General features: G+C 65.1%; 19 protein-coding genes and 2 tRNA genes. 11 read left to right on the forward strand and 10 right to left on the reverse strand.

Translation table 11 applies throughout. The features are described 5' to 3' along the window. Positions 1-32 precede the first annotated feature (32 nt). From L1F31_RS12750 to L1F31_RS12760, 3 genes are all read left to right on the forward strand, one after another. Entirely contained in the window at positions 33-1,271 is a 1,239-nt protein-coding gene (locus tag L1F31_RS12750; RefSeq protein ID WP_265417654.1) for a M20 family metallo-hydrolase, read from the forward strand. A 26-nt stretch (positions 1,272-1,297) separates the two neighbouring features. After that, complete coding sequence (locus L1F31_RS12755) at positions 1,298-2,890, forward strand: SulP family inorganic anion transporter (RefSeq protein ID WP_265417655.1); 1,593 nt, start codon at positions 1,298-1,300, stop codon at positions 2,888-2,890. 288 nt (positions 2,891-3,178) lie between these two features. Further along, positions 3,179-3,532, forward strand: coding sequence for an antitoxin (locus tag L1F31_RS12760; RefSeq protein WP_265417656.1), 354 nt, complete (start codon positions 3,179-3,181; stop codon positions 3,530-3,532). Between the two features lie 93 nt (positions 3,533-3,625). Here L1F31_RS12760 and L1F31_RS12765 read toward each other — a convergent pair whose 3' ends face one another. From L1F31_RS12765 to L1F31_RS12775, 3 genes are read right to left on the reverse strand one after another with little or no spacing between them, the layout of a single operon-like run. Further along, entirely contained in the window at positions 3,626-4,315 is a 690-nt protein-coding gene (locus L1F31_RS12765; protein WP_265417657.1) for a hypothetical protein, read from the reverse strand. A gap of 41 nt (positions 4,316-4,356) precedes the next feature. Then, the gene (locus L1F31_RS12770; RefSeq protein WP_265417658.1) at positions 4,357-4,725 is read right to left on the reverse strand and encodes a hypothetical protein; all 369 of its coding nucleotides are present in this window, start codon (positions 4,723-4,725) and stop codon (positions 4,357-4,359) included. Between the two features lie 18 nt (positions 4,726-4,743). After that, positions 4,744-5,265 (reverse strand): hypothetical protein, encoded by a 522-nt coding sequence (locus L1F31_RS12775; protein ID WP_265417659.1) that lies wholly within the window; start codon positions 5,263-5,265, stop codon positions 4,744-4,746. 220 nt (positions 5,266-5,485) lie between these two features. Here L1F31_RS12775 and L1F31_RS12780 point away from each other — a divergent pair, with 220 nt between their 5' ends. Continuing rightward, the gene (locus tag L1F31_RS12780; RefSeq protein ID WP_265417660.1) at positions 5,486-6,817 is read left to right on the forward strand and encodes a glutaminase; all 1,332 of its coding nucleotides are present in this window, start codon (positions 5,486-5,488) and stop codon (positions 6,815-6,817) included. Between the two features lie 168 nt (positions 6,818-6,985). After that, the gene (locus L1F31_RS12785) at positions 6,986-7,807 is read left to right on the forward strand and encodes a siderophore-interacting protein (RefSeq protein ID WP_265417661.1); all 822 of its coding nucleotides are present in this window, start codon (positions 6,986-6,988) and stop codon (positions 7,805-7,807) included. A 131-nt stretch (positions 7,808-7,938) separates the two neighbouring features. On the opposite strand, the gene L1F31_RS12790 is transcribed toward L1F31_RS12785, so the two are convergent. From L1F31_RS12790 to L1F31_RS12810, 5 genes are all read right to left on the reverse strand, one after another. After that, positions 7,939-10,077, reverse strand: coding sequence for a choice-of-anchor I family protein (locus L1F31_RS12790; protein ID WP_265417662.1), 2,139 nt, complete (start codon positions 10,075-10,077; stop codon positions 7,939-7,941). Positions 10,078-10,289: 212 nt separating this feature from the next. Continuing rightward, positions 10,290-11,213, reverse strand: a complete 924-nt coding sequence (locus tag L1F31_RS12795) for a dihydrodipicolinate synthase family protein (RefSeq protein ID WP_265417663.1) — start codon at positions 11,211-11,213, stop codon at positions 10,290-10,292. A gap of 75 nt (positions 11,214-11,288) precedes the next feature. After that, positions 11,289-12,128, reverse strand: a complete 840-nt coding sequence (locus tag L1F31_RS12800) for a PfkB family carbohydrate kinase (protein WP_265417664.1) — start codon at positions 12,126-12,128, stop codon at positions 11,289-11,291. 20 nt (positions 12,129-12,148) lie between these two features. Further along, the gene (locus L1F31_RS12805; RefSeq protein ID WP_265417665.1) at positions 12,149-12,577 is read right to left on the reverse strand and encodes an organic hydroperoxide resistance protein; all 429 of its coding nucleotides are present in this window, start codon (positions 12,575-12,577) and stop codon (positions 12,149-12,151) included. 252 nt (positions 12,578-12,829) lie between these two features. Next, a tRNA-His gene (locus L1F31_RS12810) sits at positions 12,830-12,902 on the reverse strand. Positions 12,903-13,127: 225 nt separating this feature from the next. Here L1F31_RS12810 and L1F31_RS12815 point away from each other — a divergent pair. The 6 genes from L1F31_RS12815 (at position 13,128) to L1F31_RS12840 (ending at position 18,341) form a co-directional block, all read left to right on the forward strand. Beyond that, entirely contained in the window at positions 13,128-14,825 is a 1,698-nt protein-coding gene (locus tag L1F31_RS12815) for a hypothetical protein (RefSeq protein WP_265417666.1), read from the forward strand. A gap of 224 nt (positions 14,826-15,049) precedes the next feature. Continuing rightward, positions 15,050-16,663 (forward strand): hypothetical protein, encoded by a 1,614-nt coding sequence (locus tag L1F31_RS12820; RefSeq protein WP_265417667.1) that lies wholly within the window; start codon positions 15,050-15,052, stop codon positions 16,661-16,663. A gap of 36 nt (positions 16,664-16,699) precedes the next feature. Continuing rightward, complete coding sequence (locus L1F31_RS12825) at positions 16,700-17,419, forward strand: ASCH domain-containing protein (protein WP_265417668.1); 720 nt, start codon at positions 16,700-16,702, stop codon at positions 17,417-17,419. 96 nt (positions 17,420-17,515) lie between these two features. Beyond that, positions 17,516-17,800, forward strand: coding sequence for a DUF3618 domain-containing protein (locus L1F31_RS12830; RefSeq protein WP_265417669.1), 285 nt, complete (start codon positions 17,516-17,518; stop codon positions 17,798-17,800). Further along, a complete protein-coding gene (locus L1F31_RS12835) occupies positions 17,793-18,113 on the forward strand; it encodes a GroES family chaperonin (protein ID WP_265417670.1) in 321 nt (106 codons plus the stop codon). The genes L1F31_RS12830 and L1F31_RS12835 overlap by 8 nt, the downstream gene beginning before the upstream one ends. 155 nt (positions 18,114-18,268) lie before the next feature. Continuing rightward, positions 18,269-18,341, forward strand: a tRNA-Lys gene (locus L1F31_RS12840). An 80-nt stretch (positions 18,342-18,421) separates the two neighbouring features. On the opposite strand, the gene L1F31_RS12845 is transcribed toward L1F31_RS12840, so the two are convergent. Together L1F31_RS12845 and L1F31_RS12850 are read right to left on the reverse strand one after the other, a co-directional pair. Next, positions 18,422-19,603, reverse strand: coding sequence for a tyrosine-type recombinase/integrase (locus L1F31_RS12845; RefSeq protein ID WP_265417671.1), 1,182 nt, complete (start codon positions 19,601-19,603; stop codon positions 18,422-18,424). Then, the gene (locus L1F31_RS12850) at positions 19,596-20,417 is read right to left on the reverse strand and encodes a helix-turn-helix domain-containing protein (protein ID WP_265417672.1); all 822 of its coding nucleotides are present in this window, start codon (positions 20,415-20,417) and stop codon (positions 19,596-19,598) included. Before L1F31_RS12850 ends, L1F31_RS12845 begins: the two co-directional genes overlap by 8 nt. Positions 20,418-20,456 lie beyond the last annotated feature (39 nt).

Raw genomic sequence — 20,456 nt, forward strand, 5'->3', positions numbered from 1 at the left:
GCACCAATCAGAGAGAGGACTCAATGATGAGCATGATCACTCCCCAACGCGACCGTGTCGCTTCCGAACTCACCGAACTGTCGACGCTGACCGACTCCGATCGTCCCGGTTGGACACGGCGTGCGCTGAGCGAATTCGACGTCTCGGGTCGCGAATTCGCCCGAAGGCTCATGCAACAGGCCGGGATGGACACCCGGATCGACGGCGCCGGCAATGTCATCGGGGTCCTGCCCGGCCGCCTCGGTGGCCGTCAGATCATGCTCGGATCCCACACCGACACCGTCGACGGCGGCGGACGCTTCGACGGGATTGTCGGAGTCCTCGGCGCGATCGAAGTGGTGCGGCTCATCCGTGAGCAGAACATCCGTGTCGACCACGATCTGGTGATCGTCGTATTCTTCAACGAGGAGCCCAACGACTTCGGTCTCTTCTGCGTCGGCTCCCGGGCGATGACCGGTCAGGTCGACCGAAGCATCTTGGCGCTGCAGGACCCCACCGGTCGCAGCCTCGCCGACGCGCTTCCGGACTCACGAATCGATCCCGAGGAATTCCTCACGGCCGCCTACGACTTCACACCGGTGACCGCATTCCTCGAACTTCACATCGAGCAGGGACCCGAACTCGAGAGGTCAGAACGGCAGATCGGCGTCGTCGAGACCATCACCGGAATCAATCACTTCCGGGCCCTCTTCATCGGTCGCCAGGATCACGCTGGCACAACGCCGATGGACGTCCGCGCCGATGCCGGCTGTGCCGCCGCCGGGACAGTGCTCGCGGTGGAATCCATCGCCGAATCGGGAACGAACACCCGTGGCACCAGCGGACAGCTCCGCTTCACCCCGGAAGCCGTCAACGTCGTCTCACAGATTGCGAGCCTCGAAGGCGAGTTCCGCGGCCCCGACGGCTCCTGGCTCAATGAGGCTCAGCGTCGTCTGGCCGCAGCGGCGGGAACCGAAGCTGAGAAGCGCGGAGTCGAGGTGGAAGTCGAATGGACCACCGATGACGCGCCCGTCCCCCTGCATGAGCCGATCACCTCCACCATCACCGAGGTGGCCGACGACTTCGGACTGACCCGTGCCACCATGTTCTCCGGCGCCGGGCACGATGCCGGGATCATCGCCGCGAAGACCCAGGTCGGCATGATCTTCGTGCCCTCGGTCGACGGGCGCAGCCACTGCCCAGAGGAATTCACCGACTTCGCCGACATCACCCCGGGGATCTCAGTCCTGCTCGAGACCGTTCTGCGCATCGACCGTCGCGGTCGCGACTGATCACACGGGCGGGTAATGTTCCGGACGTGACGACTCCCATCCCCGCCGAAACGGCCGACGACGCTCGCAGGTACCGCCCCGATCCCTCAGTGCTCACGGCACTGACCTCGCCGAGGCTGCTCACCCGAGAGGTCCTCGCCGGCCTCGTCGTCGGGCTGGCCCTCATTCCCGAAGCGATCGCGTTCTCGATCATCGCCGGGGTCGACCCGAAGGTGGGCCTGTTCTCCGCCTTCATCATGGCCACCTCCATCGCCTTCCTCGGCGGGCGTCCGGCCATGATCTCCGCGGCGACCGGCGCGGTGGCCCTCGTCATCGCTCCGGTGGCCCGCGAACACGGGATGGACATGTTCATCGCCACCGTCATGCTCGCCGGTGTGTTCCAGATCCTGCTGGCCGTCTTCGGGGTTGCGAAGCTCATCCGCTTCATCCCCCGCAGCGTGATGGTCGGCTTCGTCAACGCCCTGTCCATCCTTGTCTTCGCAGCCCAAGTTCCCCATGTCATCGGGGTCCCCTGGATGGTCTACCCGCTGTTGGCCATCGGCATCGCAGTCCTCGTGTTCATGCCGAAGCTGACGAAGGTCGTGCCGGCACCGCTGGTCACGATCGTGCTCATCACCGGCATCGCCGTCGTCTTCGCCATCGACGTTCCCACCGTCAGCGACCAGGGCGAACTGCCGCGCAGCCTGCCCGAGCTCTTCATCCCCCATGTTCCGCTGACCTGGCAGACGCTTTCGACGATCGCCCCGTATTCGCTGGCGATGGCTCTGGTCGGGCTGATGGAGTCGCTGATGACTGCGAAGCTCGTCGACGAGATCACCGACACCCACTCGAACAAGACCCGCGAGTCCTGGGGACAGGGGGCCGCGAACATGCTCTCGGGCCTCTTCGGCGGCATGGGCGGCTGCGCGATGATCGGACAGACGATGATCAACGTCCGCGCCTCCGGGGCGAGGACGAGGATCTCGACTTTCATGGCCGGAGCGTTCCTGCTCGTCCTCGTCGTCGTCCTCGGCGACATCGTGGGCATGATCCCGATGGTCGCGCTCGCTGCGATCATGATGATGGTCTGCATCGACACCTTCGAGTGGCATTCGATCCGGATCTCGACGCTGCGAACGCTGCCGAAGTCCGAGACCTTCGTCATGATAGCCACCGTCGCGGTCGTCGTCGCCACCGGCAACCTCGCCATCGGAGTCGTCGTCGGCGTGTTCGTGGCAAGTGTGCTCTTCGTCCGCCGTGTCGCCCATTTCGTCACCGTCGAACGCGCGATCGTCCCGCCCGATCCTGACGCGGCCGGGACCGCTGCGGACGCGGCCGCGACTGTTGCGGACGTGGCCGGCGCCGATTCCACCGACACCGAGGCGGTCGCCCACTATGTTGTCCGCGGCGAACTCTTCTTCGCCTCCTCGAACGACCTGACCACGCAGTTCCACTACACCCACGATCCGGGCAGGGTCGTCATCGACATGACAGAATCGCACGTCTGGGACGCCTCGACCGTGGCCGCTCTCGACGCGATCGTGACGAAGTACGAAGCGTTGGGCACCAAGGTCGAACTCCGCGGCATGAATGAGTACACCGAGGCACTCCACGCTCGACTGTCGGGTGGACTGGGGTAGCGTCCGGCGGGCTGGGGCAGCAGTCCGGTCTGCGGTGGCAGAGCCCAGCTGGTTCGGGGCAGCCGCACTCAGTTCCCCCGATGGCAGCCGCACTCAGTTCCCCCGATAAGTGGGGCCAGATTGCCATTTCAGCGCCCGAAGCGGGCAATCTGTCCCCACTTATCTCTCGCTGGCGCGACGCGATTGCCAGTTTCGTCACAGACTGCCCCACTAGGCTTCGAGGCGTACCCAGTTCCATCCCCGCGATCAGCATCGACAGAGCATTCGACCGACACGAAGGACCGTGCCATGGCATTCGACAAGTTCCTCGACAAAGCCAAGAACCTCGCCAACGACCCCAAGGTCAAGGACAAGCTCAATTCGGAGAAGGCCGAGAAGGTCACCGATTCGATCCTCGACAAAGCGGCAGGCGTCGCAGAGTCGCTGACCGGCGGCAAGCACTCGGACAAGATCAAGAAGGCCCGTGATGCCGCCGACAACGCGATCGGTTCGGACCGTGGCCAGCCCGGTGGAGCGAACCGCGGCGACGATGTTCGCAGAGACGAGGCCCGCGGAGACGATGTCCACGGAGACGAAGTCCGCAGAGATGATCGCGGCGACGGTGGTTTCGACAGCGACAACGGATCTGCCGGAAATCGCTGATCACGGACCTTCTGCTTCATCTCATCGAGCCCCTGCCGACCGTGGCAGGGGCTCGGTTCGTTTCGACAGCACGGCTGAGTCGTCGGCACGGACTCAGGAATCGATCTCCGGGGTCGGCAGGGACTTCGGGTCGGCGTCGATCGTGATCCGCACTGCGTCGATGACGGCGTGATCGTTCAGCAGCTCCTCGCCCGATACCGTCCAGCCGTCTCCCTTCGTCTCTCCGCACGGCTCGCCGCGCGGAGAGAAGACCTCGCAGTCGACGGCAGTGATCGGTGCCGCGGACTCGATGACGAGGTCTCCGCGATCCAACGGGCGGAAGTACACGACGACGCCGCGGCCCTCGTCCCCGTGCACGACTGTTGCCGGCACGGCTGCCCCGGCAACCTCGTAGTCGAGGACTCCTCGGTGCGATCCGACAGCGAGCTCATCCGTGGAGAAGCCGATATCAACCGAATGTATCTCTGACTCGATGCTCGCCTCCGCTGGGCTCGAATCGATGCTTCCCTGCGGATTCGAATAGTGCGCCCGCAGATACGGCGGCAGCAGGGACTCGGAGTCGGGCAGGCGGAATCCGTCATGGATGTCACCGCCGAACGACCACTTCGTGTCCCGGATGAAGTCCAGCCTCTCGTCTATCCGCACCGAGTAGCTGCCGTCCGCGGCGATGCTGAGCGTGTGCACCGTGGCGCTGTTGCGCACCGGAGGCACCGCTGCATCCGCCCCACTGGACACGACCACCGCGGTCGCGATCGTGACAGTCAGAGCGAGCGCTGCCAACATGGCGAACGCACGTCTGGACCGGTGTGGTCGTCTCATCATTCTCACCCCTGCCTCTCATATGCGTGGACCGGGGATGCGGTCATTCCCGCAGGAGGATCGAACGCGATGACCTCACGACTGTCGGTATATGACTTCCGCCAGACCACCTTGGTTCCATCTTCGGCCGCGTCACCATTGTCGGCCGCCTCCCCATTGTTGGCCGCGTCACCATTGTTGGCCGCGCCACTGTCCCGGACCCGTGAGAATGCTGCGGCGTCGCAGCCGTCGCCGAGGTCGAAGTCGACGTTGGCGGCCGGACAGTACACCGGCCCGACGGTGTCGATGCTCAGAGTGTGCGTCTCCAGTGTGAGGTGGCCGGTGCCGAGCATCGGCACGGGCAGGGCGAAGAATTCCTCACCGGCCACAGTCATGAACACCTCATCGAGGACCTATTCGAGTTCGATGACATGACGGCCTTTGCTCCATTCCACGGTCGCGTCCTGAGAATCCTTCGGGCTGAACATGAAGTGCGCAGCCGGATGGTCGAAGCCCTCCGTCTTCTTCTCGTCGACCGTGATATCCAACTCTCCGAGTGTCTTCGGCGAGCTCCGAGTCGAATCGTCGGCCGTGCTCAGTTCGACGGCGCTCAGCGAAGAGATCTTCGGCATCATCGCCAGACGGTTGCCAGACTGAACATTCCGCCCCAATGCAGCATCACTGATCCACAGCCCCACCGGTCCTCCATCATCGCTCGGGGACTCGAAGATCAGCCTCTGACGCATCTGCACTGAGCCGTCTCTGTGCGGGGCCACCTCGGTGAAGGTCTCTTCCGGGGTGAGCGCATGCTCGGACAATCTGTCGGTCACCGGCTCGGGCAGCGCATATCGCAGCACCAGCGCGGTCACGATGACGCCGATGACGACGACGGCGAACGCGATGCCGATGAGGAGGAACAGCTTGGGGCGGGTCATGTCATCACACTATGGCCAGGTCCCGTCACAGGAGCCGCACATTCGGTGCCAGACCTGGAACACCGCCGGCATCGGCGTCAGGGTTCTGCCGCAAGGGACCGGATCGGCGGAACTGTCAGCTCAGTCACCACGGGCGGCAGGCGGCGGGAGAGTGTGTGAGAATGGCAGTCTGCGTCAAGCCACGCTGTGCCGTCCGACCCCGATTTCAGCAGGAGGTGCCATGCGATCGCCCATTCCGGATTTCCTCGATGAGACGCTTGATCGTTTCCGTCCCGACCGGTCCGGTGAGAATGCGGACTACATCCCGGCTCTCGCCGCCGCCGATCCGGAGAAGCTCGCGATCTGCATCTCCACCCTCGACGGCGTCGAATACACCTCCGGCGATGCCGAGCATGCGTTCTCCATCCAGTCGATGTCGAAGCCGTTCATCTATGGCCTAGCCCTCGAACAGGAGGGCCTGGCGGGAGTCTTCGAAAAGGTCGGCGTCGAACCCAGCGGGGAGAAGTTCAACGAGCTCTCCCTCGACAAGAAGTCGGGTCGGCCGCTCAACCCGATGATCAATGCCGGCGCGATGACCATCCACTCCATCCTCGGCGATCCGGGGGCGAGCCTGGCCGAACGCACCGAGATCGTCCGCTCCGGCCTCTCCCGCTTCGCCGGGCGGGAGCTGACCATCGACGAAGACGTCGCCGACGGCGAATGGCGTGAGGCCTACCGCAACGTCGCGATCGCGAACATGCTCCGGTCCTACGACATCTTCTACGACGACCCCGATGAGGTGGTCCGCGGCTACATCGAGCAGTGCTCGATCCTCGTCACGGTCAAGGACCTCGCGATCATGGCCGCCACCCTCGCCGGAGGCGGCCTCAACCCGCTGACCGGCGAACAGGTGCTCTCCCCCAGGGTCAACCGGCAGGTGCTCGCGGTCATGATGACCTGCGGCATGTACGACGCTGCGGGCGACTGGATGACGGAGATCGGGATGCCCGCAAAGAGCGGCGTCTCCGGCGGAGTCTTCGGAGTCATGCCCGGTCAGGTCGGCATTGCGACCCTTTCCCCGCGCCTGGACAGACACGGCACGAGCGTGCGCGGGGCGAAGATCTTCCGAGACCTCTCGGACCGGCTGAGCCTGCACATCATGGACGCCCCCGAACCGGCCCGTTCGATCATCCGGCGCGACCGCCGCTTCGTCGACGGTGAGGGCAACATGGTCCGCATCTGCAGCCTCCAGGGACTCATCCAGTGGAGCGGGTCGGAGAACGTCCTGCGCGCGATGGACGAGCCGGATTCGACCACGGACACGTTCGTCCTCGACCTGCGTCGGGTCAATGAGATCAACTCGGTGGCCAGGTACATGCTCACCGAGGCGCTGTCCCGCCTCGAGGACGACGGCACCCGTGTGGTGCTCATGGATCCCGACGACTTGATGCAGTGCAAGGGTCCGAACTCGGCGCTGCCCGGGGTGGAGATCCTCGATTCGCTCAAATCGGTCAAGGGACTCAAACGCGTCCGCGACGATCGCCGCCGGGAGATGGCCGAACGCATCAGGTAGTTCAGTCGGGCCGGGCGGAGTCGGGTCTCCCGACTGGTTGAACCCGTACGGTGGGCACTGAACGGCATTTGATAAGGTGAGCCTAACCGAATTCCTGCGCCGAGGCGGCTTCGCCGTCCGGACCCGGCCTCGAGCCTGCAGGGGTACCCCGCTTGAGAAAGGCCGTTGATGACGACCGCACCGAACACCCCCGAGCGCACCGCCCGACCTGCCCGCGCGCAGGCGATCCTCACCGTCCTCGAGGTCACCGAAGTCACCCCGCACCTGGTGCGGATCCGCCTCGGCGGCGATGACACCTTCGACAACATCACCGTCAACGATGCGACAGACAAGTACGTCAAACTCCTCTTCGCCGACCCCGCCCACGGACTCGTCCCGCCCTATGATCTCGACGAGCTGCGCGAGCAGGCTCCGGAGAAGCTGCCGAGTCGCCGCACCTACACGCTCCGTGAGATCGACGTCGACGAGAAATGGCTGAGCATCGACTTCGTCATCCATGACGACGTTGGCGTCGCCGGTCCCTGGGCGAAGAACGCCGCCCCCGGTGACAGGCTCGTGCTCTTCGGAGCCGGCGGCAAGTACGCTCCCGCCGCCGAGTCCGATTGGCACCTGCTCATCGCCGACCTGTCAGCGATTCCCGCGGTGAGCACAGCCCTTGAGGCGATGCCTGCCGATGCGCGCGGAGCCATCATCGCCCATGTCGCCGAGGCGGCCGACCGAGTTCTGCCCGAGGTGCCTGCCGGCATCGAGGTGAAGTGGGTGGACTCCTATGACGAGCTCATCAGCGCCGTGCAGGAGTTGGAGTGGCTTCCCGGCACCCCGCAGGTCTTCGCCCACGGCGAGCGCGAGGCGATCAAGTCGATCCGCAAGGTGCTCAAGGAACGCGAAGTGCCGCGAGAGGCTCTGTCGATCTCGGCCTACTGGGCCGATGGCCGTGCCGAGGACCAGTTCCAGGCCGAGAAGCGCGAACCCATCGGCAAGATCGACTGAGGCGAGCGTCCACCTCCGAGACACCCACATTCGCCGACCGCTCATGCTGCAGTCGAACACTCACCGCATAACGCGGTACAGCGACGGCACCATGAGCGGTCGGCGTTTGGTGTCAGCGGCGGCGCGTGTTGTCAGCGGCGGCGGCGCGTCAGCAGGAAGGCTGCGACTCCGATGGCGATGAGTCCGAGGGCGATGCCGCCGAGGATGAGGTACTGACCGAGGTCAGCTCCCGTGCGCGGCAGCGGGTCCCCATCGGAGTCCGCAGAGTCCTGGGAGCCTTCCGCAGAACCCTCGGCGTTCGCGGTGTCCTCGGAGCCGTCGGCAGCCTCATCGGTCCCGGACGACGCACTCGAACCGGCGGTTCCGGCGTCGGAATCCGAGCCGGTGCCTGCTGAATCGGAACCGGTACCGCCGGCGGCAGACTCTGCACCGGCGTCCTCATCAGCCTCGGAACCATCGGCGCCGGCCGCGGCGTCCGCACCGGCACCCGCATCCTCGTCAGCCCCGGCGTTCTCGTCCCCGTCGTCTTCAGCGCTGTCATCTCCACCGCCGTCGGCCAGGTCCGCCACCGAATACAGGCTCGTGGTTCCCGAGACCTCATTGCCGACGACCAGCGCGGCCTCACCCGAAGGCGACTGATCAGCGGACAGGAACGTGATGCCCTCCGGACCCAGATCCCCGGCGCTCGAGAGCAGCGCCGCCGGGTCCGAGGCATCCTCGATCACGTCCTCGACGGAGACCGAGAAGTCACGGTTGTTGAAGTAGGTGGCGAACTTCGGCGCACTCGGATCACTGAGGTCGAATGCCGCGATTCCGCCGACCCGCTCGAAGCCGACGAAGGCGTACGTCTTCTCCCCCACTTCGCCGATGGTCAGCGCCTCGGGCTCGGGGCCCTTGTCGTCGCTGCGACCTTCGAGGTTGGACTCGGAGTGGTTGGAGTTGAAGAACTCGGGTGCCGCCTCGGCGGTCAGTCTCTCGAACTCATCCCCGGAATCGGCCACGAGCTTCCCGTCGGTCGTCCACACCGAGAACGACCGGGCGCCGAACGCCACGAGCTCCTCGTAGCAGTCGCCGTCCTCGCTCAGTCCCATGTCGGTGATGATGTTCAGCCTGCCGAGGTCCTCATCGTCGAGTTCGTCGGCCAAGGGCGAGGTCTCGCACACCGGGGCCAGCCCGTCTTCGCCGAGGTCCTTGACCCTGGCCGCATCCACGAAGTCGCCCCACTCCCGCGAGTCGCCTTCGTTCGCGGTCACCAGGTAGTCAGTGCCGCCTGAGGTGAAGCTCGAGATCGTGTCGGGCATGTACGCGCCTTTGAGCCCCTCGTACTCCGTGATGTTCACGGTCGGAGCGTCCTCGGGGTCGCGGTCCGAGGCGTCGATTCCGTTGCCGGCCTGCCCGTGGTCCTTGAGCCCCAGCGGAAGGATCTTCTCCACAGTGGCCGAGGCGATGTCGACGACCGCGATCGCGTTCGCCTCCTGCAGGGTGGCGTACGCCTTGTCACCGGTGACGGTGATGTATTCGGGTTCGAGGTTCCGCGAAATCGGCAGGTCCGATTCCGGTGTGGGTCCGAAGATCCGCACATCATCGGGCAGTGTCTTCGACCCGCCGTCTTCGAAGTCGTGGAAGTCAGCGGTGTGCACGTCCTCATCCGAGGCGGCGGCCACCTCGGCGGGCAGATCGATGACCGACACCGATCCTTCGGGATCGGTCGAGAAATCATCGGCCGGCTCACCTTCGTTCGCCGCCAGTGCGTGAGTGCCGTCCGGGGTGACGGTGACCATGTCCGGCAGGGAGCCGACCGGAACCTCGCCGAGGATGTCCGCCTCCGGGTTGTTCGCGTCGAAGAACATCACCGAACCGGGCTTCGTCTTGTCCTCGTCCTCGAGGGCGATGACGCCGAGTCCGTCGTCGCGGATGGCGATCGAGTTCGCCACGCCGGTGCCGGTTATCTCCGAGATCTTCTTCGGATTCTTCGGGTCCGAGGCGTCGATGACATCGACGGTTGCGGCCTGCGCGTTGACCGTGAAGACGGTGTCGCCGTGGACGGCGGTGATCTCGGCGGCGGATTCGTCGAACTGTCCGGTCTCATACGAGCCGAGGAACCCCATCTCGATCTGCGCGTCGGAGGCCGAGGAGCTGATGGGCTCGGGCACTTCTGCGGCGTGGGCGGCATCGGTTCCCAACGCTGCGGTGCCGCCGACGAATCCGGTGGCCAGCAGGAGGGAAGCCGCCGAAGCGGTGAGCATCTTCACGGACAGAGGTTTCGTCATCGGTTCTCCGGGATCGAGTCGGGTGCGGGCCGACCGGACCCGCAACCACTCATTCATAGGCACCCGGAATGGACTGGTCCCGAACCGCAGATGGACACGTGGTGAACACACTCAGCTCGGCGATCCGTCACCGACCGCACACGTTGCCGCCGCTGTATCACGTTGCGCGGTGAGCGGTCGGCGGTAACCTGAGCGGTCGGCGGAAGGCGCGTTCAGCCGAGGTCGAGGTGGTCGGCCACCTCGGCGACTTTCCGCTTCGCACTCGCATCGAGGTCACGGACCGGCAGGGGCAGACTGTCTGCACCCACGAGACCGAGATGTTCGGCAATGGCGGCGCTCACCCGCAGGCTGCCGCCGAACTCGGCGAAAAGATCCCACAGCGGCTGCAGGCCGGCGGAGAGCTCACGTGCCTGGTCGGCGTTGCCGAGTTCTGCCGCTCGGGTGATTTCGAGGAGGGGTTCGGGGACTGTGCCGCCCACTGCCGTGTACCAGGCGTCGCAGCCGGCGATGAGTCCCTCCGCGCCGTGGGCATCGCCGGAGATCCCGATCGTCACCTCATTGCCCACGGCGGCACGGATCTCGCCGATGCGCTCATCCCACCCGGCCGGTGAGAGCGGGAAGCCGGGGATCTTGATCGACGCCACTCCGTCGAGTGCGGCGAGTCGGGCGTAGAGCTCGGTGGTGAAGGTGAAATGAGTGGTGCCCGGATTGTCGTAGACGACGATCGGCAGATCCGTGGAATCCGCGACTGTGCGGAAGAGTTCGAACACTTCGTCCTCGGTCAGCGGCTGATAGCTCACCGGCGCGAGCAGCAGACCCTGCGCACCGGCGTCTTCGGCGGAGCGGACATTGGTGAGCACGTCCCTCGCCCGCAGTGCTCCGACTCCGACGAGGACGGGGATGTCGAGCGCGGAATCGACCGTCAGCTGCGCGACCCGCGCGCGTTCCTCTGTGTCGAGGTAGGCATAGGACCCGGTCGATCCGAGTGCGGTGATCGAGTCGACCCCGGCGAGGACGAGGCGCTCGATGAGCCCTGTGTAGGAATCCTCGTCGAGGGTCTCGCCTGTCAGCGGGGTGAGCGGAAACGCGCTCAATCCGGTGAGGAGCGAAGGATCGTATGCGGGTGTGCTCGTCAAGTGTCCTCCTCGTGGGGCGGATGGTGGCGTGGCGGGACTGCGGCGGACGAGTCCGATGCACTCCAGTCTGCCAGGTCACACCTCGCCGGACAGGTACGTCTCGAGCGAATCGAAGGACGGCTGAGCGGCGACGTCCATCACGGCCGCCGCACCGACGGCGTTCGCCGCACGCAGCGCCTGCGCGGGCTCGAACCCGCTGCGCAGTCCGATGGTCAGTGCCGCGCAGAACGCGTCACCGGCACCGACAGTGCTCACCGGGTTCCTCGGCAGCGCCTCGGCGAAGGCGATCTGCTCACCGCGGGAGAGCAGTGCCGAACCGCGGGCGCCATAGGTCACGGCCACATGCTTCGCGTCCTGCAGCTGCGGCAGGTGGGAGTATTCGGTTTCGTTGACGATGATGAGATCGGCACGGTCGACCGCCTCGGCGGGCAGGGCGAGTGCCGGGGCAGCGTTGATGACGAAGTATCCCGGAACCCGCCGGGCAAGTTCGACGATGAGGTCGAGTGAGATCTCGAGCTGGGTGAGCACGGTTTCGTCCTCACCGAATTCGACCCCGTCGAGGCTGACCCGAGCGTTCGCGCCTTCGCACACGGCTATCTGATTCTCACCCTGCGCGTCGACCATGATGAGCGCGGTCCCGGTCTCCGTGTCCGCCTCGGCGATGGCATCGGTTCGGACCCCGGCGGCGCGGAGTGCCCGCACCATCGCTCGCCCCTCCGCGTCGGCACCGACGGCGCCGACCATCCGGGTGCGCGCTCCGAGGCGGGCCGCAGCGGCAGCCTGATTCGCTCCCTTCCCGCCGGGCGACCGGGTGAGCCTGCCGCCGCCGATGGTCTCACCGGCGGCGGGCAGGCGGGAGGTGGTGGCGGTGATGTCGGCGTTGATGCTGCCGACGACTGCGAGGTCCACGTCCATTCTCAGGCTCGGCCCTCGGCTCAGGAGGCGACGGCGACGATCTCGACGGGAATGTTGCCGCGCGTGGCCTTCGAGTAGGGGCACAGTTCGTGGGTGCGGTCGGCGACCTTCTGCGCCGTGTCCTGGTCGACGCCGGGGACGGTGACGGTGAGCTTGACGCTGAGGCCGAAGCTCTCGCCCTCCTTGCCGATTCCGACCTCGGAGTTGACGACGGACTTCGAGGTGTCGACGCCGAGCTCCTTGCCGGCCAGTGCCATTGCACCCTGGAAGCAGGCCCCGTAGCCGACGGCGAAGAGCTGCTCCGGATTGGTGGCACCGCCGGGGCCGCCCATCTCCTTGGGGCTGCGGAGGTCGACGTCGAGCACCTTGTCATCGGTGGCTCCGTGACCGTCACGGCCCCCTGTGATCTCGGCCTTTGCGGTGTATGCGATGTTCTCTGGGGTGTTCATTGCACGTCTCCTGTTCGTCGAATCGACTCTGTGCGTCAGCAGGACCTTCACGAGGAAGGCTCCTGGTGCCGAGTATTGTCACTTCTCCGCCGGAAGTCCATGCCTTGTCTCCACGCCGTGTCGATGAGCGAACGTCCATCGGTCCGCATCCCCCTATAACCCCGAGGAGTCGTCTCGCGCTCAGACCCGGCCGACAACGAAGGAAGCCCCGTGATCTGCTTGTTCCAGCAGATCACGGGGCTTCCCGATCGGGGTGAGTAACGGGACTTGAACCCGCGACATCCGCGACCACAACGCGGCGCTCTACCAGCTGAGCTATACCCACCACATGCGCTGCGCCTCGGCGCAGACAGCAAAATACATCTTAACCGCACCCCGTCGGCACGGGCAAACCAGAACGGCACATCACCGACAATGAGACGCAGATCTCCCTGCGTGCAACGATTCCATAGCGTTGTATAACGGTTTCGGAAAAGCGGTAGGAGCAGCCCTCGACATTCATTAGGATTGATTCGGTCCCGTCCTCGATATGCCTCAAGGAACCCTGTACATGACTCGTGCGTTGATCTCCGTCTCCGATGACGGGTTCACCTACATCTCCCTCAACGGGGCGACGAGTCGCTATTCGGACACCGGCCAGGCCATCTCCTACCTCGGCGATTATGCCCGGGAGACCGCCACGCCGCTGACAGTGACGATCGACGACGGAGAAAAGAAGACCGACATCTCCATCGATGCACAGGGCAAGGTCGGGTCCGCACCGAAACCAGAGACCGGCGGCGCACACTCCGCGACCGGGGACACCACTCCAACAGCTCAGACGAACTCCAGCGCCGAGGCGGCCGCCGGGTCCTCCGCGCACGATTCGACTGCGCGGGGCTCGGCCCCACAGGGCTCTGCCGCGCAGGACCCCGCCGCACACGATTCGGCCGCGCACGATTCTGCCGCAGCCCGGACCGAGCCTGCGAATTCCAGCAATGACGCCTACCCGCAGGGCACACCGTTCTCCGGTCCAGCTCCCGCCACCGCACCGAAGGTGACGAAGACCCAGCCGCGCAAGCGCGCTTCCCGCAATCGCCCGCAGCGTCTGAAGAAGATCACGGTTCCCGGCCTCGTGCTCATCGGCTTGGCGATTCTCATGGTCGGCGCGTTCGTCGTCCCCAATATCGTCCCCGTCGAATCCGATGACGCCCCGCAGACGATCGGTTCCGAGCAGCAGGTCAATCCGGCCTCGGACCTCTCCGTCGACAAGACCCGCGACGTCGTGCCGAGCTTCGACAACTCCCCCAAGTGGGAGGCCGAGGTGCCCAAACACGCCTCGGTGACCGCATCAGACCGCGGCGTCCTCCTCGTCAACGACGGGAAGCTCGAAGTCCTCGACCCAGATACCGGCAAATCCCGGTACAAGGATTCGATCAGCAAATCGCCGACGTTCGCCGTCGACACCGTCATCGACGGCCGTCCGGCCCTGCTGTGGCAGTCAGGCAACACCGCCGAGGCGCTCTTCGACGGAGACAAGAAGCCGAAGACCTACCAGCTGCCCGAGAACGCCCGCATCACCTCCGCAGGCAAGAGCGTTCTCATCAAGTCCGGCAACAAGCTGTCGACCTTCGGCACCGACGGACTTGAGGACGTCCCGACGCCGCAGGCCGGTTCCACGCCGATGGCCATCGACGACGATGAGCTCTTCAGCTCAGACTGGAACGGCCCGGTCAAGGCCAAGAACCTCAAGACCGGTTCCGAACGCGACATCAAACTCGAACGTCCGGCAGACGAACTCCAGATCATCGACTGGATCTCCGCAGGCCACGGCAAGGCCATCACACTGTGGGGCGAACAGGGCGCCTCGACGAACTCCGGGCACCGGATCCAGCTCGTCGTCCACTCCCTCGAGGACGGCTCCATCCTCTCGACCGTGACGACGACGACCGACATCGTCGGCGAGAAGACATGGGTCCGCGGCCAAGGGGGCAAACGCGCATACATCGGCCCCTACCTCTTCAACCTGCAGTCGGGTCTGCTGCTCATGGATGTCTCCAGCCGTGACATCCACCTCTCCGAACCGCGCGGCACCATCGTCCCCTGCACCATGGACACGAACACCTCCTGTCTGCTCGCCGGCAAACAGGCGTTCAAGACCGACACCGACCTCCTGGCCGTCGTCGGTGACGGCAGAGAAGCCATTGTGCTCGGTGATGACTCCACGATCCGGGCCTACCCGAAGAAGTCCGACACCCAGGATCGCTGATTTCAGCGCCCCCTCGGAGATCGCAGCGGTCTCTCGATACCCGACAATCACCGCTGGTCTCCGGGGTCTCGCCACGGCGAATCACCCCTGAGGCTTTATCACAAGAGTCCAAGACATTAAGATGTGAACGACGTGTCGCACAGTCATGTCCCCTTGACCCCATGCAGCCGGAATCCCCACCGCGAAGGAAAGAAGTGCCAGTAACACGCCAGTTCAGTCGCAGGATGGCCGCTATCGGCGCTGCGTTTGCCCTGGTGGCACTCCCGGTCTCCGGCACGATCGATCCCGCATTCGCCCAGCCGACACCATCCGCAGAGGCAGGTGCGACAGAGACAGCCGACACCGAGGCGGCCGGGACGTCCGATGGCACCGACGGTTCTGACGGCGACTCCTCCGCCGGCAGCACGGATGACGGCGCGGCGGACGATGGGGACGACAAGACCGACCCGGAGCCCGACTACGACAAGGCGTGCAAAGCCCCTGAAGACGACGAACCGATTCCGGGGACCGATGGGCCCTGTGAAACCGCCGAGGAGCTGACGACTCAATGGCATCCGCTCTCAAAGACAATGACCGTGAAGGCACCGGACGGCGAGCCCGGCAGCCTTCCCAAGAGCTGGGTGGGTGAGTCGTTCGACAACCCCGGGCGCGACATGGTCCGCGTTCCGGCTCAGTCGGGGCAGGGGTCGTCAGGCGATGGGTCTGGCCGCTCGGCCACCAGTGATTCTGACACCGACGACAGCGGACGCTCCGTCGCCGAGGCCACGGCGCAGGCCGACGCGCCGGACTCATTCACGTTCGATGGTGAAGGCAAGATCCTCAACGCCGACACCAAGAAGGAGATGACGTTCGAGGGCTTCGGCATCACAGGGCCGGACCCTGACTGGACCTTCACCGCCAACGGAAAGACCATCACGGCCAAAGGCGAGCGCTACACTGAAACCCCTGGGGGTGACGATGGAGCCGGCGGCAACAAAGAGGGTGCTTCGTCGGGAGCTTCCACCTCGGGTTCTGACAACGGCACGGCCGACAAAGATCTCACTGCCGCGGACGACGGTCGCGACTCGGACTCGTCGAGCAACGCCGACGGTGCGACATCCGATGCCGGCACCAGCGGTTCGGCCGATAAGGACGGGGGCTCCGGTGACAGCAGCTCATCGTCGGACAAAGCCGCTTCCAAGGACGGCACTACCCCGTCCGACAGCGCCTCCTCGGCAGACTCTGATGCCTCGACTTCCGGGTCGAATGACCGCACCGACAGCGATTCCGGAAGCGACGCCGATAGCCGGGACTCGAACTCCAGCAATCAGGACGCGAACTCCGAAGGCCGAAACTCCGATGCGGACTCCTCCGGCGGCACCGACTCCGACGGCTCCGGTTCGGGTTCGGACTCCAACGACTCCGATACGAACTCGGGCAGCGACGATGAGAAGGACTCGGACAAGAACGGTTCCGGTTCCACGCTCGGCAGCTCCGATGCAGACGGCACCACTCCGGACCCTTCGACCGGCAACGGCTCCCAAGACGGGCGCGAAGTCATCCCCGGCACCACCGGCGACGAGTGGGTGCCCGGGGACGACGATCCCGAAAGGCACCCGGACTATTCGGACCCGGTTCCGCAGAACCCGGACGAACCGGCGCCCAAGGACGACACCGACCTCATCACCGGCGGCGACCAGCCCTCCCCACGGGCCGATCAGAACCCGGGCTCTTCGTTCGGCGAGTCCATCATCTCCACGATCGTGAGCTCCTGGCCCATCTTCGTTCTGGCCGCCTCGGGCATGGCCGCGGTCGGGTTCATCATCTACCTCATGGGACGTCGCGGAAAGCAGGACTGAGTCCCGCCTCGGCGATCCTCATCTAAGATCGCTGACATGGATCTCTTCGACTCCGAGCTGCGCGTGATCGCTGCGGCCGAGGACCTCGCCCGGACGCTCGGGACCGATGCGAACCACACAGTCGCCACAGCCGCAATGGACACCACAGGCCGCATTCACACCGGAGTCAACGTCGACCACTTCACCGGCGGCCCCTGTGCCGAACTCGTGGTGATCGGCGCTGCCGCCGCCCTGGGTGCGGGCCCGCTCGTCACCATCGCCGCGGTCGGCGACCACAATCGGGGTCTGCTCGCTCCCTGCGGACGCTGCCGGCAGGTCATCCTCGACCTCCACCCCGACGCCCTCGTTGCGTTCCCGGACGCCACAGGCCAACGGTCGATCGCACCCATCCCCGCGCTCCTCCCCCACGCCTACCGCCACCCCGACGCCGCACCCATGCGGCTGCTGCGATTCAACGCCCGCTATCACGGCTCGGTCATCGATGGGACGAAGACGCTGACGGTACGGTGGAACGAAGCCCATCGCCCGGGTCCTGCACTGGCCTATTTCGAGGACACTGATCACGGCACCGTCCCTGTCGACATCACCTCGGTGACCGCGAAGCGCCTCGACGAACTCACCGCGACCGACCTCGGACTCAGTCGCGCGTCAGCACTCGACCGGTACATCGCGAATCTGCACGGGCACTACCCCGCCATGCCCGACGACGCGACCGTCGAAATCCTAAGATTCCGTCGAACCGCCCTCGATATCTGACACTCGCAGTTCCCAGCGGCTAAGCTGGACAGCGAAGCACTGTGGCACAAGGTCACAGGCGCAGGAATGCATTCTCGACCGGGAGGACTCGACCCGATGACTGACAACGTCTACACCTCAGATGTGACCGTCGACCAGGCAACACCTTCGCAGCTGGCGGAGTCGATCCGTCTGCGCGAGGAGCGCATCGCGGACAACATCGACGAGCTCGTCGGCCGCATCCACCCGAAGGTGCTGGCGACCCGCGCCGTCAACAAGGCGAAGTCCGAGGTCGTTGAGGAAGACGGTTCACCCAAGCCCGAGATCATCGCTCTCGGTGCAGGCGCCGTGCTCGGTGTGGCAGCGCTCATCGTCGGTCTGTCCGGGCGCAAGCGTGGCTGATGCCGCTCTGCCGATCCGGATGCTCCATGACCGGATCCTGCTCGAACCCGGCGCGGAAGCCGGAGAGCGCAAGTCCTCGGCGGGCATCGTCATCCCTGCCACCGCGAGCATGGGCCGACGCCTCGTCTGGGGCAAGGTCGTCGCGGCGGGTCCGCACGTGAGGCAGGCCAACCTCGGCGATACCGTCCTCTACGATCCGGAGGAGCTCGCCGAGGTGGAGCTCGAGGGGCGGGCGTACGTGCTCCTGCGTGAGCGCGACGTCCACGCGATCTCCGAACCGGCCGAGCAGTCGAGTTCCGGGATGTACCTGTAGAGGTTGCGCGTGGCCGCAGGGCACCGAGGCGGAAACGCACCTCTGACCTGGGGCTTGCGACCTTCATCACAAAATCGAATATGGGCCGATCTCGGTTTGCATGATCGGTCGACACCTGAGTAATATTAATTCTCGTTGCGCGGCATGCGCGGCACGCACCTCTAGCTCAATTGGCAGAGCAACTGACTCTTAATCAGTGGGTTCCGGGTTCAAGTCCCGGGGGGTGCACACGAAATAAGGCCCCTCACCAGGCATAACGTCCGGTGAGGGGCCTTCGTTATTTCTATACGGAGTCAGCGACCCCACGCTTACCCATCTTTTTCGTTCGACTTCCTGCCAAACTGATCGAGGATTGACGACATATCAGGTGCGGTTGCCGCTTTCGCCACATAGTGCGCCGAGGTGACTCCGGTCCCCGAATGGCCCAGCACGGCCGCCGCAGCTTCGAGCGTGGCCTCAGCGTCGATGAGCGTAGCCACCGACTTACGAAACACGTGCGGGGTGATGCTCGTCGTAGTCTCGAGCTCCTTGAGCGCAGCGCGCAGGGTGCGCCGGTAGTTGTTCGGCCACTTCCACGTCCCGGCCCCAGACGGGAACACCGCGTTCGTCTCCGTGGGGATCGCCTCGACGCTACGGCGCAGCAGCACGTCGACGACGAACGCCGGCAGGGTGAGCACACGATACCCGCTGGCCGTCTTAGTGTGAGCCTGCCGAGTCAGCCCCTTGTCCTTGATCGGAACCAGCGTGCCGGTGACCGTGAGGCTCGGGTGCTCGCCGAGGTCCACATCGGACCAGCGCAGGGCCAGCACCTCGCCGATGCGCATCCCGGTCCCGAGCATCACGTCCACGACGTCGAGCAGCTCGGAGGATCGCCGCGGCCCCTTCACGCCCTCGGCGCCCTGCCACTTGCGCAGACCCTCGCGCAGCTCACTCACTTCGTCGATCGTCAGCACCTTCACGGGCTTCCGCTTCCGGGCGGGTAGGCGCACCTCGCGCACCGGGTTCGTGCGAAGAGCATCGTGGCGCACGGCCAGGTCGAACATGCTCGTCAGCACTGACTTCGTGGTCTTGGCCCTGCCTGGCGTCTTGCCGGCCAGTGCGCGCAGGAACTGGTCGACGCGGGAGACCGTGGCCTCGATGATGAGGTACTCCCCCAGCGCCGGGCCGATGATGTTCTCGACGATGGACTCATAGCGTTCGAGGGTCTGCTCAGTGTGGTCATCGGATCCGCGGAGGTTCTCGGTCCAGATCTTGCCGAGCGCGGTCACCGTGGTGTTGCCGCTGATCGTGTCGCCGGCGGACTCGACGCGGCCGCGCAGGTTCGCGAGCAGCTTCCTCTCGGCCTTGGCTCCACTGGGACCGTATGCCTCGACCTGCTTCGTCTTGCCGGTGAAGTCGCGGAACCGTGCCCGAGCCCGCCATTTGCCGTCTGCGACCTCGGTGCGCGTGATCTTGCCCCATGTGCCGAGCTCGAGCCGTGGCCTACTCATCGTCATTCTCCCTGTTCCCGAATACCTGCAATTTGAGCTCTTCTAGCCAACCTTCAAGTCGTTCGTCGAACAGGCCTCCCTCGGTCGTATCCCGCCGAATCTTGGCGTCAATCGAAGGTGGGATCACGCCGTAGATGTATGCAGAGCGCAACGCCTGTACTGCATCCCTTAGCCGCAGATCGACCCTCTGCTGAGCAATGTCGACCTCTTCGCGATAGTCGTCCGGAGTGCGCGGAGCATTCCGCGCCGATGCCGCACCGTACCGAGGCGGTCGCCCAAATGACACGTCCTCGTAGTCTCGTTCCACCTTCTCAAGGAAGCTGACGGCGCCATGATATCTCTCCATTGCGGCCTCGAAGTTCCGGAGCGCCAAGAGCCTTGAGGTCTCAATCTCATCTGCCCATTTGTCCGCGCCCTGGCTGAACGCTTCGCCCTCGTATGGGCTCGCGGACGGCAGTGCGCCCAGTCCCCCTGCTGGAAGTAACGGCCAGTTGCCGGCGAACCACTCGACCCCCTCGATGCCCGATCTCTCAACCCCCGGCAGCACCTCAAACTTCTTTCCGGTCGCGTAGTCGAACAGGAGAGCTATGGGTGGCACATCAAGGGCAGCGGCGAGTATGGCGACTTCGTGGACGCCGATCGCACTCTTGCGCCCGATCTCGATATTGGCGAGCGTGCTCCGAGGGATCTCATAGCCGAGCTCCCTGGTCCGCTCGCTTAAGTCCGATCCCGTCATACCTTTCTCGGCGCGGATCTCTTTCACTCGCTTGGCGATCGTGTCGACCCACGACTTCCGCCATTCATCATTTCCCATATTTACATCTTCCCGCGAGTTTCTATCCCATGTCAACAA

Source organism: Brevibacterium spongiae (genome assembly GCF_026168515.1).
GTDB lineage: Bacteria > Actinomycetota > Actinomycetes > Actinomycetales > Brevibacteriaceae > Brevibacterium > Brevibacterium spongiae.